The organism is Pseudoalteromonas sp. SWN166, from assembly GCF_015864485.1.
In the GTDB taxonomy this organism is placed as follows: Bacteria; Pseudomonadota; Gammaproteobacteria; order Enterobacterales; family Alteromonadaceae; genus Pseudoalteromonas.
On sequence record NZ_JADYXB010000060.1, the window covers coordinates 1 to 13,580 of the forward strand.

Below are 13,580 nucleotides of genomic sequence, written 5' to 3' on the forward strand. Positions count from 1 at the left end.
AATGCCAATCCATAACTGGAATCTGACATTGTCGCAATTGGCCATCCACTTCGAAGGTAGGTTAGATGGTGTGCTAGATATTTAGCAATTTAGGCTGACACAGAATTCTGAACGCCCTCTTTATAAACACTTTGGTGTTGAGCAGCAATGTTGTAGCTTGGGGAATCTATATTATCTATATAACGCCAATCAGTTGTGATTTGCTCGTTTGTAATTGTCAGTAGCATATATCCGCGGTGCGATAGGTCACAATAATTTAAGTCGTTTATTAACAATGAAAGCGAGTCAGCCATTTGCTTTGCTTGTGCTGTATTAAGCGCTAAATAATGCTCCATACCCGGGGATGTAACGCCAGGTGTTGCAAACTCTACTCCTACGCTTTCGCCTTTTGCATTTTTTAATATGCCATGCCACGCATTGTGCGTATCACCTGCAACCACTACTAACTTTTTATTTAACGTAGTAACGCTTTTATATAATGCTTCGCGTTCGCTAGGATAGCCGTCCCATGCATCTAAGTTGTAAGGCATTAAAGTATTTACGCGTGCTAGTTGCTCAGGAGTTACCGCTTTATTTGCTAACACCGCTTTTTTAATAGCGACTAACTCTTTTAATACCTCGGGTATTTTAGTGCGATCGGATTGCGAGAATATTTCAGTAGGTAGCCACATTTTAGTCATCAATACTTGCTGACCCAATACTTGCCATTTTGCATTTGATTTAGTTATTGCACTCGTGAGCCAGTTTAATTGTGTGTTACCTAGTAACTGCCTTTTTGGATTATTTAAATCGCTCGCAAAGCGCGCAACATCCATTTGTTTGGTCTCTAGATTTTTATAGTCGCTGTAAGCGAGTTGTTTATCGCGTGCTATTACGCGAGTATCTAGCATGTGTAAGCTTATTAAATTACCAAAATCGAAGGTGCGGTATATTTGCGGGTTTTGCTCGCCCCTAGGTGGCCTAATTGGCAGCCATTCGTAATAGGCTTGAATGGCTGCTGCACGGCGTTTAAAAAAGTCACCTTCGTCAGGGGTATGATTTTCAGCTCCTTCTTTATATGTGTCATTAGCAACTTCGTGATCATCCCATATTGCAATAAAAGGCGCTGCGGCATGCAGTGCTTGTAGGCCTTTATCTGTTCGATAAATAGCATAGCGTTTACGATAGTCACCAAGTGTAATAATTTCACCGCTGTTATCGGCGGCTAATTGGCGACCAATTTTTTCAGCATTTTGCGTGGCGTATCCGCCCATTGGGTATTCGTAAATATAATCTCCCAGGTGCAGCACTACATCTAAATCTTCTTGCTTAGCGGCATCTGTGTAAGCATTAAAATATCCCGCAGGGTAGTTTGAGCAAGACACAACAACCATTTTTGTTTGTTCAACATTACTAACCGGCAGAGTTTTAGCGCGGCCAATAGGGCTTTGTGTATTTAACCCAATAAAGCGATAAAAGTATTCTGTATTTGGAGTAAGGTCTTGCACATCTATTTTTATTGTAAAGTCGCGGCTTTTATCGGTTTGCTCGCGCCCGCTGCGAATAATATTTTTAAATTGAGAGTCACTTGCCAACTCCCAAGCAACAGTTACTTCTGACGTTAATTGAGAAGTTGTTGCGCGTGTCCATATTATTAAAGCATTACTGAGCGGATCGCCACTTGCTACCCCATGTTTAAATTCAATTGCTGATAGAGGCTTGCTCATTAATGTTTGAGCACAACCTGTAATGGCGCTCGATACCGCAACTGTAAATATGCTTGCTGCTGAGGTTTTTAAGAAATTTCGACGAGATGAAAGAGTCATACTGCACTTTTTTAATTATTAATAGTGGTGCGCACTTTAACGATTAGATATGACGTTTTTATAAACGATAAATGTATTTACTGTGACGGTATTAATACACTTAAAACTCTTTTATTTATTAACTAAAAAATAGTCAAAAAATTAAATTAAATGGTTAAATTAACGAGGTATGAATTTCTAAAATCAAACAACCTTACATAAAGTCTTTTAATTACATTGGTTTATATTTTATTTTTATGTTGGCACAACCCTTGAGTATATAACTACGTCTAAACAATACACAAACAAGGAATACCATTATGAAACATTCAATTAAAATCGCTATGGCAAGTTTATTAGTATTAGGTTCTGCGCAAGTAAACGCAACAGAAGTAGACCTAGATGTAACTGATATATTAACTCAAAGTGTAACAAGCTACGTTAAGCAAACCACAATTGAGCTTGAAAAATCACTAAAGGAAACACTTTATTTTGATGCTAAAACTGTTTTAGAAAGTTTACTAGATGAGCCAGTTTTAACAGATAGCGCAACGATTAAAAATACTGACGCTAGCGTTAAAAACGTAAAATAAACCACTTAAAGGATTAAAACGATGAGCAGTGAACTTGGATTATTTGCATTAATGTTAGCACCCGTAGTAAGCATGATTAGCGCTTATTACTCGGTTCAAGTGTTTAAAGCTATGGGAGGTTGGTTTAATCTTTAACCAATTATATAGCTGGTAATTAATTCGATTCATACAAAGCTGATCGACTTAGCAAAAGCGCACGTAAATAAAGGCAGAGTGTTTGAAATAAGTAGACTTTATGAAACGTGCGATTTTTCCATTACCCATTTTTATGTTACCTGAAGGTTATACGCGATTACGCATATTTGAGCCTCGTTATTTAAATATGGTTAAAACCGCATTAAAAAATAATTCAGGGTTTGTGCTTTGTACATTTGAGCACGACACGCCATTTAATATAAGTGCGCAAGGTTGCCTTGTCGATATTATTGATTTTGACCAAGACGATAACGACGTACTATTAATTGATGTATTTGCCTCGCAAAATGTGCAAATAAACGATGTATACCAAGACGCAGACGAACTACGTCATGGCTTAGTGTCGCCTTGTAATACGCCTTATTGGTACAAGTATTCTAACAACGACATTGGCGATCATTACCTATTGCACGACGCGCTCAAAAATGTGTTTGCAGGTAATTCAGAGCTTAATTTATTGTACAAACAGACTCATTTTGACAAGTTGCCTTGGATTGCAGCACGTTGGCTTGAGCTCCTACCTATATCAATTGAGAAAAAACAGCAACTTGCGTTTGAAACGAACTTTGATAACTTGCTGAGTTTCCTCCATACTGTGATTAATAACGAATTTGCCTAAATTTTATGATCCTAAATTAATTATTGCCCGTATTACTTAATACAAAAGCAATAACGGGATAAATTATTATGGTAAGTCAACAACAGTCACCACGTTGTGAACCTAATACAGGTAAGTACACTGCCATGCCAGAAACGCCGAGTAAAGAGCTCATGCAAGCGCTTATAGATGTTGCGCAATCACGCGATAAAAAAGCATTTTCCTATTTATTTGAATACTTTGCGCCAAAAATTAAACGCTTTGGAATTAAGCAGTTTGGTGTTGAAGCGCAAGCTATGGAGCTTGTGCAAGAGACACTAACGTCAGTTTGGCGTAAAGCACATTTGTATCACAGTGAAAAAGGTGCGGCGACTACGTGGGTTTATACCGTTATGCGTAACGCTTCATTCGATATGCTTCGTAAAATGAAAAGTAATAAAGAAGAAAACATAAGCGAAGACATTTGGCCGTTATTAAACGACTCACAAGATACACATCACGAATACAGTGATCATTTAGAAGATAAGCAAATTAAACGCTACCTCGATAAATTACCTATTGCTCAACGCGAAGTGGTAAGAGGCGTTTATTTTCAAGACATGTCGCAAGAGCAACTTGCACATCAACTTAATATTCCAGTAGGCACGGTAAAATCACGATTACGTTTGGCCTTGCAAAAATTACGTAATGAAATGGGAGATCAGCATGATTAAACATCACCCGAGTGAAACTTTACTGACACAGTATTGCGATGCATCACTTGCTACATCACTAAGTTTAGCCGTATCTATACATGTAGATATGTGCCCTGTGTGCCAAGCTAAAGTAGCCAAAATTGAAGCAAGTAATGCGGATGCATTATTTAGTGAAGAGCCTGCCAAATTTGAGAAACCTCAAACTGAGCAATCTGAATTACTTGAAGAATTTGAATTAAACGTACTTGATATGATCATGTCTGATGATTCTATCGATGAAGTTTATGAAGTTGAGCCTGTGTCTGTAAGTATTAACGAACACAATTATCAGCTGCCGCGTGCTTTAACACGTATTTCTCATAGCAAATTTACACAAGTTGGTAAGCTAGCGCGTTCTCGCGTTGCACTGGATGATGGTGCGCTGCGTTCAAGCTTATTGCATATTGATGCGGGTGGTGAAATTCCTGAGCATACACACACCGGATTTGAAGTTACTTTACTACTAGACGGTGAGTTTAGTGATGAAGATGGTAATTACGTACCAGGCGACTTTATTTGGCAAGATGGTAGTCATCAACATACACCTTTAACGAAAGATGGATGTTTATGCTTTACAGTTGTCAGTAGTGCGCTACATTTTAATAAGGGCTTCAGCAAGTTACTAAATCCAATCGGTAATTTGATTTACTAAGAGAATATATGCACACAGATATAATAAAAATAGGTATAAGCGCCTGCTTAGCAGGCGAAAAAGTTAGATTTGACACAGGACATAAAAAGTCAAATTTTTGTATGGATGAATTAGGCAAACACGTTGAGTACACACGTTTTTGTCCGGAGGTAGCAGTAGGTTTACCGATACCTCGTCCAACTATTCGTCAGGTTAAAGTAGGCGATACTGTTAAAGTATGTCGCCCAGATGGTAGCGGCGAAGTAGGGCAACAACTTACCGAATATGGTAAAAAAATTGCAACTGAACAAGCTAAAGAACTAAGCGGATTCGTATTTTGTGCAAAAAGCCCGAGCTGTGGCATGGAGCGCATTAAAATATACAACGAAGCTGGTACAGGCAATACCTCTGAAGGCGTTGGTTTTTTTGCTGAGCAAATAATGAAGCATAACCCATTGTTGCCATGTGAAGAAAATGGACGTTTAAACGACATGCACTTACGTGAAAACTTTGTGATGAGAATTTACGTTTTTAAAAATTGGCAAAAGCTAGTACAAGAGCCGCTGTCGGTTCACAAGCTTACTCAATTTCATTCTCAGTATAAGTACTTGTTAATGGCTCATAATTACCAAGCTTATCGCGACTTAGGTAACCTACTAGGAACACATGTAGGCGATGATATAAGCGCAGTTGCTGATGAATATATTTTAGGTTTGATGACGGGTCTTAAAAAGCCAGCATCTCGAAGAAATAACTGCAACACGTTAATGCATTTACAAGGTTACTTTAAAACATTTTTATCGAAGGTTGAAAAACAAGAACTTCGCGATGCGATAGATGAATACCGCGAAGGTTTGGTGCCATTGTATGTACCACTTACCTTGTTAAAGCATCATTTGAAGGTTCACCCAAATGAGTACCTTGAAAAACAAGTGTTTTTTAACCCTTACCCTCACGATTTAAAACTACGATTTGGTATTTAATGGATACATTATTTTGGTTCAGGCGCGATTTGCGCCTTTTTTCTAACGAAGCGTTAATTCAAGCGCTAAATAATGGCGCTAAACACGCCATTTTTTTTGTGTCTGAAAAACAGTGGCAACAACATCAAACTGCGCCTATTCAGATTGACTTACTCAAGCGCCGAGTTACTTATCTTCAATCTCAGCTTGCTGATGTCGGCATTACTTTACATGTTATTGAAGCGCCAAGCTTTTGCGATTGTGAGCGTGAACTTATTAATTTTTGTAAGTTAAACGGTGTAAAACACGTAATAGCTAATACAGAATACGAGCTTAATGAAGTTAATCGCGATAAGGCTATTTTGCATGAATGCGATGAGCTTTCTATTACTTTTACCTTGTACGAAGGCGATTTAATTGCGCCGGTTGGGACGGTTAAAAACCAAAGCAATGAAATGTACAAAGTGTTTACTCCATTTAAGCGAGCGTGGTTAAAGCAGTACCAAGATACACACTTTAGTTTGCCACAATGGCCTCTCAGCTCTGAGCCAATAAAGTTTGATGAAAGTGACTTACTAAAAAGTGATGGAAGCTCTGATAAGTGGCCGGTTGACGATGAAACACTAGCAACCGTGGTCGATAACTTTATATGCGATAAGCTAACAAGCTACGACGATCAGCGTGATATTCCTAGCATAAAGGGTACATCGGGTTTAAGCCCTTATTTAGCATTGGGTATTGTAGGTACTAAGCAGCTACTTATTAATATTCAACAGCGCTACCCTGACATTTTAACTACGTCGAAAAGTAAAACCTTTACGTGGATTAACGAGCTGATATGGCGTGAGTTTTACAGACACTTAATTGCTGAGTTTCCTAAGCTTTCGCGCGGCGATAACTTTAACGAAAAGTATAACGCGGTAGTGTGGCGTAAAAACGAAAGTGAATTTAAAGCATGGTGCGAAGGGCGTACAGGTTACCCGTTAGTGGATGCTGCAATGCTACAACTAAAGCAAACCGGTTGGATGCATAACCGTTTGCGCATGGTTGTTGCGAGCTTTTTAACCAAGCATTTATTAATAGATTGGCGTGAAGGCGAACGCTTTTTTATGCAGCACTTAATTGATGGCGATTTAGCTTCAAATAACGGTGGTTGGCAGTGGGCAGCTAGTACGGGGTGTGATGCTCAGCCTTATTTTAGAGTGTTTAATCCTATCAGGCAAAGCGAGCGCTTTGATCCAACAGGCAAGTTTATCCGTAAGTATTTACCAGAGCTTGAAAACGTGTCAGATAAACACATTCATTTTCCTCACACTTATTTAGCCACAATAGGTAAAGATAAAGAATGTTACTGGCCAGCAATAGTTGATCATAAAGCGGCACGAGAACGTGCACTTGCTGCATTTAAGGTGTGATATGGATAACCCGTTACCAGTAGATAAGTTTGTTGAAATATACCAACAGCTTGATAGTACAAATCTTGATTTATTAAGTGATATTTACTGTGACAACATACAGTTTATAGACCCCATGCATGAAATTAATGGCATTGTGGAATTACGCAGATACTTTGCTAACTTGTACAGTAACGTTAAACATTGCCAGTTTGATATTAGTGATTCGTTTAATAGCGGCAATAACGCTTTCATCTATTGGACTATGCACTATGCACATCCAAAACTTTCATCAGGTAAAACCATATCAGTGGAAGGTCATAGTAAGCTTATTTTTGAAAATGGCAAAATTATCAAGCACCGAGATTACTTTAATGTAGGCGAGTTGTTATATAAGCATATTCCTTTACTTGGTAGTGTTATAAAGCTAATTGATAAAAGGGCAGGTTAATTATGATCACACTTATAACGGGAGCTACTTCAGGTATTGGTGAGCAGCTAGCAATTAAATATGCGCGGTTGGGAGATACGGTTATTGCCTGTGGTCGTAATAGTGAAAAGCTCGCTGAACTTGCTAAGCACGATAATATTCAAGCATGTAAATTTGACGCAACTAACTTACAGGATATTAAAGAGTCGACAGTTGGCTTTCCTCATTTTGACCGTGTTATTTTAAACGCAGGTAATTGCGAGTACGTAGACGACGCACGAAATTTTGATAGTGCATTGTTTGAGCGTGTAATAAACGTAAACTTACTCTCTATGGGATATTGCCTAGAGGCACTACTTCCTAAAATAAACTCAGGCGGTCAGCTTGTTTTGGTCAGCTCAAGTGTTACTTACCTTGCGCTACCTCGCTCAGAAGCTTACGGAGCCTCAAAGGCTGGCGTTAGCTATTTAGCCAAAAGTTTAGCTGTTGATTTAAATGATGTTGATGTGACTTTAGTTCATCCTGGTTTTGTGAAAACTCCGCTTACTAATAAAAATGATTTTCCAATGCCGATGGCTGTGACAGCTGAGAAAGCCGCAGATTATATGATTAAAGGAATACATAAACGCCGTAAAGACGTTCACTTTCCGTATCGTTTTACACTTATATTAAAAGCACTGCGCATTTTGCCGCTCTCGCTTTGGCTTAAAATCGCAAAAGGATTAGCTCGTTGAAAAAAATAGCAATAATAGGAACTGGTGTATCTGGTTTAACATGTGGGCATTTGCTTCACAAACATTACGATGTAACGGTATTTGAAAAAAATGATTATATTGGTGGTCATACAGCAACCGTTGATGTTGACGTGTGTGGCATAAAATACGCAATAGACACCGGCTTTATTGTATTTAATGACAGAACTTACCCTTATTTCGAAAAGTTACTTTCACGAATTGGCGTAGACAAACAAGAAACACAAATGAGCTTTAGTGTTCATAACGAAGCTACTGGTTTTGAATATAACGGCCATACGTTTACAAGTTTATTTGCACAGCGTCGTAATATTTTTAGACCAAAATTTTGGCGTTTATTGTACGACATTGTTAGGTTTAATAAGTTATGTAAAGCTTTGCACGAAAAAGACGATTACCAAGCAGACCAATCATTAGGGCAACTGCTTAGCGACAATCACTTTAATGACTTTTTTAAATACCATTACATTCTTCCAATGGGAGCTGCTATTTGGTCTACCAGTATTAAAGAAATGGAAAATGTAGGCGTAGAATTTTTTGTTAAGTTCTTTTTTAATCATGGCCTTTTAGATGTAACAAACAGACCACAGTGGTATGTAGTACCAGGTGGTTCTCGTCAGTATATTAAGCCACTGATCAGAGGCTTTGCTGATAAAATTAAACTTAATACAGATATTAAATCTGTTACGCGCCAAAATGATGAAGTAACTATTGAGTTTGAAAACGGTGAGCAAAGTAAGTTTGATAAAGTGATTTTTGCTTGTCATTCAGATCAAGCGCTTGCACTACTTGGCGATGCTACGGATCAAGAAAAGTCAGTATTAGGTTCAATAGCCTATACCGAAAATTCAGTAGTGCTGCATACCGATACTAATCTTTTACCAGATAGAAAAGCGGCATGGGCAAGTTGGAACTACCTACTTAATAACAACACTGATAAAGCAGCTGTTGTTACTTACCAAATGAATATTTTGCAAGGTATACAATCGGATACACAGTTTTGTGTAACGCTTAATCATCTTGAAGGAATAAACCCAAGTAAAATTTTGCGCGAGTTTACTTATCACCACCCTGTATTTAACCAAGAGTCTATTGCTGCTCAAAAACTTAAACACAGTATTGACGGGCACAATAAAAGTTATTTTTGTGGTGCTTATTGGTACAATGGTTTCCATGAAGACGGTGTACACAGTGGTGTAGATGTGGCTAAACAACTTGGGGTTGAATTTGACTAGTGCAGTGTATTTAGGCGATGTAAAACATCGCCGTTTTGCTGTTAAAGAACATCGTTTTAGTTACCCGTTATATATGATATGGGTAGATTTAAATAATCCTCAGCAATTAAATGGTGTACATAAACAGTTAGGTACATCAGGCTTAAAAGCCTTAAAGTTTAATGAAGCCGATTATCTTAAAAATATATCAGCCCCTTACCAACATCCCATTATTGAACGTGCACATGAACAACTTGCTGCATTAGGTGTAAATGAGACGTTTACTCATGTTTATATGCTTGGGCAACTTCGTTGTTTTGGTGTGTATTTTAGCCCTGTTAATTTTTACTTTTTTGGAAATAACGACACCCGTTTTAAGTACATGATTGCTGAGGTCAGTAATACACCCTGGAACGAGCGTCATTATTATTTAGTACCTTTAGAAAAAAAAGTGAACTTTAAGAAGGCTTTTTCCGTATCACCTTTTATGAATCTAGATATGAACTATCATTGGCATGTTAAACAATCGCCTGATAAAACATTGATACATATTGAAAACAAGCGAGATGAAGAGTTACTATTTGATGCAACACTTCGCTTAAAACGTAAAGAACTCACTAATGAAGAACTAAGTAAGTTGTTTAAACGTTTTCCGGCCATGACATGGTCTATTTTCAAAGGTATTTATTATCAAGCGTTAAAGTTGTTTATAAAGCGAGTGCCTTTTTTAGGTCACTCAGGTAAGCCATAAAGCACATCGATAGTCAGGACAATTAATAGGTATTTTAATGGATAAAGTGTCGAGCTTAAATTGCGAGCAAAGTACGAGTTGGTTAACTAATATATATAAAAAATTAGTGACTAAGGCTTTCGCGTCAATTAAAACAGGTCAAATAATTTTAATTGACGCAAATGAACGTACAGTTTTTGGTGATGCATCGTCAGCACTAAAAGCGACAGTCACAGTTAACGATAAAGCTATGTACAAGGCGTTTGCATTATCAGGTAGTGTTGGCGCTGGTGAATCCTATATATTAGGGCATTGGTCTTGCGACAATTTAACGTCATTTATAGAAATATTTGCTATAAATGAAAAACAACTCGATGAGTTCGAAAAGAAATTCGCATTTTTCAGCAATATAGCCCACCGATTTAATCACATACAAAATAAAAATTCTGAATCGGGTTCTAAAAAGAACATTGTTGCTCATTACGACTTAGGAAATGATTTGTACGAATCTTTTTTAAGTAAAGAAATGCTATATTCGAGTGCAGTGTACCCTACAAAAGAAGCCACACTTGAAGAAGCGCAGCAATACAAACTTAAACGTATTTGTGAGCAAGTTGAGCTTCAAAAAAATGATTCAGTTATTGAGATTGGTACTGGGTGGGGCGCTTTTGCAATTTATGCAGCGACTCATTACGATTGCCACGTAACAACAACAACCATATCTGATGAGCAACATGATTATGTGGCTAATAAAATTATTGAACTTGGCCTCGAGAGTAGAATTACATTACTTAAGCTTGATTACAGGCTATTAAAAGGTAAATACGACAAGCTTGTTTCTATCGAGATGATTGAAGCAGTTGGTCATGATTACTTGCCGAGCTTTTTTACCCAATGTGGTGAGCTTTTAAAAGACGACGGCGCCATGCTTATACAAGCAATTACTATTGGCGATCAGCGTTATAAGCATTACCTAAAAAACTCTGACTTTATTCAACAGTATATTTTTCCGGGTGGGTGCTTACCGTCACTTAACGAAATGAGTGAGCAAATTAAAAACAGCACCGATATGGTTATTCATACCGTTAATGATATTGGCGCTCACTACGCTCGAACATTAGCAGATTGGCGAACTCGTTTTATAAAAAGCTGGCCTGATTTGGACCGCTCTAAATTTGATGAACGCTTTTACCGTTTATGGTTATTTTACTTTGCTTATTGTGAAGGTGCGTTTAGAGCAAGAGCGACCAGTACTGTGCATTTAATGGCGCGTAAACCACGTTTTATTAGCGATAACGATGATATTGCGCTCAATTACTAATTTTGTTTTGTTTCAAGCAGTGTGGTTTTTATCACTACTGCTTGAAGCTGATTCGCTAATTTTTAGCGGATTAATTATTATATTAATGTTTTTGTTGTCAAAGCAAAAAAAGCAAGACACTTTACTGCTAGTCAAAGCGCTACCCTTAGCCCTGTTATTAGAATTTATAGCGGTAAAGTTAGGCTTGTTAGAGTTTAAAGTATATCCCTTCCCCCTATGGCTTGTTTTTTTATGGGCTGCATTATTACTTTCTTTAAACACCTCTATGCTCTTTTTAAGCAGATTAAAACTTTGGCAAGCCTTTTTAGTATGCATGGCTTTTGCGCCTGCAAGTTATTGGGCCGGTGCTCGTTTTGAAGTAATAAGCCTAGGATTACCTTTATGGCAATTTTGGCTTGTTTACGGCGTACTTTGGTCTGCAGTGTTTACCGCTATCCTTTTTATAAACCAAAAAATAAAGTTATTTATTAACCGCTGATCGGCAATAATTTTCACTTCGTAACATTACCCAGTTATTCAAAGGGAGCTCATTTTGAAATTTTTACTAAAGGCAGTTACTTTTTATTTGCTTACAACTTCAATTGTTTTAGCCAACACACAGTTTAGTAAAGTGGGTGAGGCGCGAATGGAGTATTTATTTTGGGATGTATATGACGCTGTGCTATTTACCCCTTCCGGTAATTACAGTGAAGGAACACATCCTGTTAAATTTAAGCTCACCTACTTACGAGACTTTGACGCTACAGAAATAGTGAAAGCGACAAATGAGCAGTGGGAGCATATTGGAAAAAAAGGGTTAGCTGACAAATACGACAGTAAATTATTGTCGATTTGGCCTGATATTAAACAAGGTGATTCGCTAACGTTAATCACAAATGAGCAGGGTATGAGCACTTTTTATCATAATGATGAAAAAATTGGTGAAATTAATGAGCTTCAATTTTCGAGTGACTTTTTAGCCATTTGGCTTGATGAAAAAACCTCTGAGCCAAAACTACGAAAGCAACTATTAGGGAATTAATATGAATGTATTAAACACGTTTAAAACAGTGGTTATATGCTTATCTGCTGTGCTGTTAATTAGCTGTTCGGCACCAAAAGTTGAACATTATAAAAATACATCGCCAAATTTCGATTTTAAAACCTTTTTTAGCGGAAATTTGAAAGCCTATGGTGTTGTACAAGACTTTAAAGGCGAGCTGACCCGAAAGCTTGTTGTAGACATGAATGCGACTTGGGATGGTAATGAGGGCGTTATTGAAGAAGACTTTGTTTACGACGATGGCGAAACTCAAAAGCGTATTTGGAAAATAACGTTAAATAACGACAATAGTTTAACGGGTACAGCGGCCGATGTTATAGGTACGGCAAAAGGCAAAAGCGATGGTAGCGTATTTCATTGGAATTACAATGTAGCCCTTCCATACGATGGCAGCACTTTAGAAGTCAATTTTGACGATTGGATGTACCTGGTTACACAATCGCGCTTGATAAACCGCACATCTATTGTTAAGTTTGGAGTCGAGGTCGGGGAAGTGACCTTAGTTATCGAAAAAATATAGCTTATTTACCCAGTTGCTTAACTTGCGCCAAAATTGTACTCAAATTAAGTCTTTGTTAACCCAACACGCTGTATTTTACCGAGAATTATTTAAATTTTACTCATTTTTTAAGAATTTAAGCAAAAAATGCAATTTGCTGTTGCTAACTCTTTAAAAATGCATAAAGATAGGTTTTGCGAAGGCAAAATAATAACGAATAGGAATCTAACAATGAATAAAGCTCAATTAGTTGAAAAAATTGCTACTGATGCAGAAATCTCTAAAGCCGCTGCTACTCGTGCTCTTGACGCGTTTACAGGTGCTGTAACTTCTTCTTTAAAAGAAGGTGATTCAGTAGCATTAGTTGGTTTTGGTACTTTCTCAGTAAAAGAACGTGCAGCTCGCACTGGCCGTAACCCACAAACGGGTGCTGAGATCCAAATCGCAGCGGCAACTATCCCAAGCTTTAAACCAGGTAAAGGTCTTAAAGACCAAGTAAACCTTTAATCGGTTTAACAAATTAAATTTAAAAAAGAGCTATTTAGCTCTTTTTTTTTATGTATAAAAAGCCGCTATATAACTAACACCATTCAGTTAAGCATGTTTTGACTTAATGGTGTACCGAGTTTTTGAAATTCGAACGGTCCTACTTTTGGGCCGTTTTCTTTTTTCTGGAAGAATATAACGTTTCACTCGTTCTC

General features: G+C 37.7%; 16 protein-coding genes. 15 read left to right on the forward strand and 1 reads right to left on the reverse strand.

The window, feature by feature from the left end; translation table 11 throughout:
• Positions 1-89: 89 nt before the first annotated feature.
• Positions 90-1,805: an alkaline phosphatase D family protein gene (locus tag I6F49_RS19445; RefSeq protein ID WP_197181673.1), complete on the reverse strand. Its 1,716-nt coding sequence runs from the start codon at positions 1,803-1,805 to the stop codon at positions 90-92.
• Between the two features lie 299 nt (positions 1,806-2,104).
• Between I6F49_RS19445 and I6F49_RS19450 the strand changes: the two genes are divergently transcribed.
• From I6F49_RS19450 to I6F49_RS19520, 15 genes are all read left to right on the forward strand, one after another.
• Positions 2,105-2,377, forward strand: coding sequence for a hypothetical protein (locus I6F49_RS19450; protein WP_197181674.1), 273 nt, complete (start codon positions 2,105-2,107; stop codon positions 2,375-2,377).
• Positions 2,378-2,612: 235 nt separating this feature from the next.
• Positions 2,613-3,191 carry an LON peptidase substrate-binding domain-containing protein gene (locus tag I6F49_RS19455; protein WP_197181675.1) on the forward strand — a complete coding sequence of 193 codons (579 nt, stop codon included), beginning with the start codon at positions 2,613-2,615 and terminating at the stop codon, positions 3,189-3,191.
• 68 nt (positions 3,192-3,259) lie between these two features.
• Positions 3,260-3,883: a sigma-70 family RNA polymerase sigma factor gene (locus I6F49_RS19460; RefSeq protein ID WP_010552978.1), complete on the forward strand. Its 624-nt coding sequence runs from the start codon at positions 3,260-3,262 to the stop codon at positions 3,881-3,883.
• Positions 3,876-4,556 carry a ChrR family anti-sigma-E factor gene (locus tag I6F49_RS19465; RefSeq protein WP_165728012.1) on the forward strand — a complete coding sequence of 227 codons (681 nt, stop codon included), beginning with the start codon at positions 3,876-3,878 and terminating at the stop codon, positions 4,554-4,556. Before I6F49_RS19460 ends, I6F49_RS19465 begins: the two co-directional genes overlap by 8 nt.
• A gap of 8 nt (positions 4,557-4,564) precedes the next feature.
• Positions 4,565-5,518: a YbgA family protein gene (locus tag I6F49_RS19470; RefSeq protein ID WP_197181676.1), complete on the forward strand. Its 954-nt coding sequence runs from the start codon at positions 4,565-4,567 to the stop codon at positions 5,516-5,518.
• On the forward strand, positions 5,518-6,912 hold the full coding sequence (gene phrB / locus I6F49_RS19475) for a deoxyribodipyrimidine photo-lyase (RefSeq protein ID WP_197181677.1): 1,395 nt from the start codon (positions 5,518-5,520) through the stop codon (positions 6,910-6,912). Before I6F49_RS19470 ends, phrB begins: the two co-directional genes overlap by 1 nt.
• A 1-nt stretch (position 6,913) precedes the next feature.
• A complete protein-coding gene (locus tag I6F49_RS19480; protein ID WP_165728009.1) occupies positions 6,914-7,342 on the forward strand; it encodes a nuclear transport factor 2 family protein in 429 nt (142 codons plus the stop codon).
• A gap of 2 nt (positions 7,343-7,344) precedes the next feature.
• Entirely contained in the window at positions 7,345-8,055 is a 711-nt protein-coding gene (locus I6F49_RS19485; RefSeq protein ID WP_197181678.1) for an SDR family NAD(P)-dependent oxidoreductase, read from the forward strand.
• Positions 8,052-9,308 (forward strand): NAD(P)/FAD-dependent oxidoreductase, encoded by a 1,257-nt coding sequence (locus I6F49_RS19490; RefSeq protein WP_197181679.1) that lies wholly within the window; start codon positions 8,052-8,054, stop codon positions 9,306-9,308. The genes I6F49_RS19485 and I6F49_RS19490 overlap by 4 nt, the downstream gene beginning before the upstream one ends.
• Positions 9,301-10,038, forward strand: coding sequence for a DUF1365 domain-containing protein (locus tag I6F49_RS19495; RefSeq protein WP_197181680.1), 738 nt, complete (start codon positions 9,301-9,303; stop codon positions 10,036-10,038). Before I6F49_RS19490 ends, I6F49_RS19495 begins: the two co-directional genes overlap by 8 nt.
• A 37-nt stretch (positions 10,039-10,075) precedes the next feature.
• The gene (locus I6F49_RS19500; RefSeq protein ID WP_197181681.1) at positions 10,076-11,338 is read left to right on the forward strand and encodes an SAM-dependent methyltransferase; all 1,263 of its coding nucleotides are present in this window, start codon (positions 10,076-10,078) and stop codon (positions 11,336-11,338) included.
• Positions 11,316-11,816 (forward strand): DUF2878 domain-containing protein, encoded by a 501-nt coding sequence (locus I6F49_RS19505; protein WP_197181682.1) that lies wholly within the window; start codon positions 11,316-11,318, stop codon positions 11,814-11,816. Before I6F49_RS19500 ends, I6F49_RS19505 begins: the two co-directional genes overlap by 23 nt.
• 54 nt (positions 11,817-11,870) lie before the next feature.
• Positions 11,871-12,359, forward strand: a complete 489-nt coding sequence (locus tag I6F49_RS19510) for a chalcone isomerase family protein (protein ID WP_197181683.1) — start codon at positions 11,871-11,873, stop codon at positions 12,357-12,359.
• A 1-nt stretch (position 12,360) separates the two neighbouring features.
• A complete protein-coding gene (locus I6F49_RS19515; protein WP_197181684.1) occupies positions 12,361-12,900 on the forward strand; it encodes a DUF3833 domain-containing protein in 540 nt (179 codons plus the stop codon).
• Positions 12,901-13,110: 210 nt separating this feature from the next.
• The gene (locus tag I6F49_RS19520; protein ID WP_149592937.1) at positions 13,111-13,386 is read left to right on the forward strand and encodes an HU family DNA-binding protein; all 276 of its coding nucleotides are present in this window, start codon (positions 13,111-13,113) and stop codon (positions 13,384-13,386) included.
• The last annotated feature ends 194 nt before the right edge of the window (positions 13,387-13,580 follow it).

What these genes read in the sequence shown, in the direction of transcription:
- I6F49_RS19445 (WP_197181673.1), bottom strand. Translation starts at nt 1,805, where the DNA reads ATGACTCTTTCATCTCGTCGAAATTTCTTAAAAACCTCAGCAGCAAGC.
- I6F49_RS19450 (WP_197181674.1), top strand. Translation starts at nt 2,105, where the DNA reads ATGAAACATTCAATTAAAATCGCTATGGCAAGTTTATTAGTATTAGGT.
- I6F49_RS19455 (WP_197181675.1), top strand. Translation starts at nt 2,613, where the DNA reads ATGAAACGTGCGATTTTTCCATTACCCATTTTTATGTTACCTGAAGGT.
- I6F49_RS19460 (WP_010552978.1), top strand. Translation starts at nt 3,260, where the DNA reads ATGGTAAGTCAACAACAGTCACCACGTTGTGAACCTAATACAGGTAAG.
- I6F49_RS19465 (WP_165728012.1), top strand. Translation starts at nt 3,876, where the DNA reads ATGATTAAACATCACCCGAGTGAAACTTTACTGACACAGTATTGCGAT.
- I6F49_RS19470 (WP_197181676.1), top strand. Translation starts at nt 4,565, where the DNA reads ATGCACACAGATATAATAAAAATAGGTATAAGCGCCTGCTTAGCAGGC.
- phrB (WP_197181677.1), top strand. Translation starts at nt 5,518, where the DNA reads ATGGATACATTATTTTGGTTCAGGCGCGATTTGCGCCTTTTTTCTAAC.
- I6F49_RS19480 (WP_165728009.1), top strand. Translation starts at nt 6,914, where the DNA reads ATGGATAACCCGTTACCAGTAGATAAGTTTGTTGAAATATACCAACAG.
- I6F49_RS19485 (WP_197181678.1), top strand. Translation starts at nt 7,345, where the DNA reads ATGATCACACTTATAACGGGAGCTACTTCAGGTATTGGTGAGCAGCTA.
- I6F49_RS19500 (WP_197181681.1), top strand. Translation starts at nt 10,076, where the DNA reads ATGGATAAAGTGTCGAGCTTAAATTGCGAGCAAAGTACGAGTTGGTTA.
- I6F49_RS19505 (WP_197181682.1), top strand. Translation starts at nt 11,316, where the DNA reads ATGATATTGCGCTCAATTACTAATTTTGTTTTGTTTCAAGCAGTGTGG.
- I6F49_RS19515 (WP_197181684.1), top strand. Translation starts at nt 12,361, where the DNA reads ATGAATGTATTAAACACGTTTAAAACAGTGGTTATATGCTTATCTGCT.
- I6F49_RS19520 (WP_149592937.1), top strand. Translation starts at nt 13,111, where the DNA reads ATGAATAAAGCTCAATTAGTTGAAAAAATTGCTACTGATGCAGAAATC.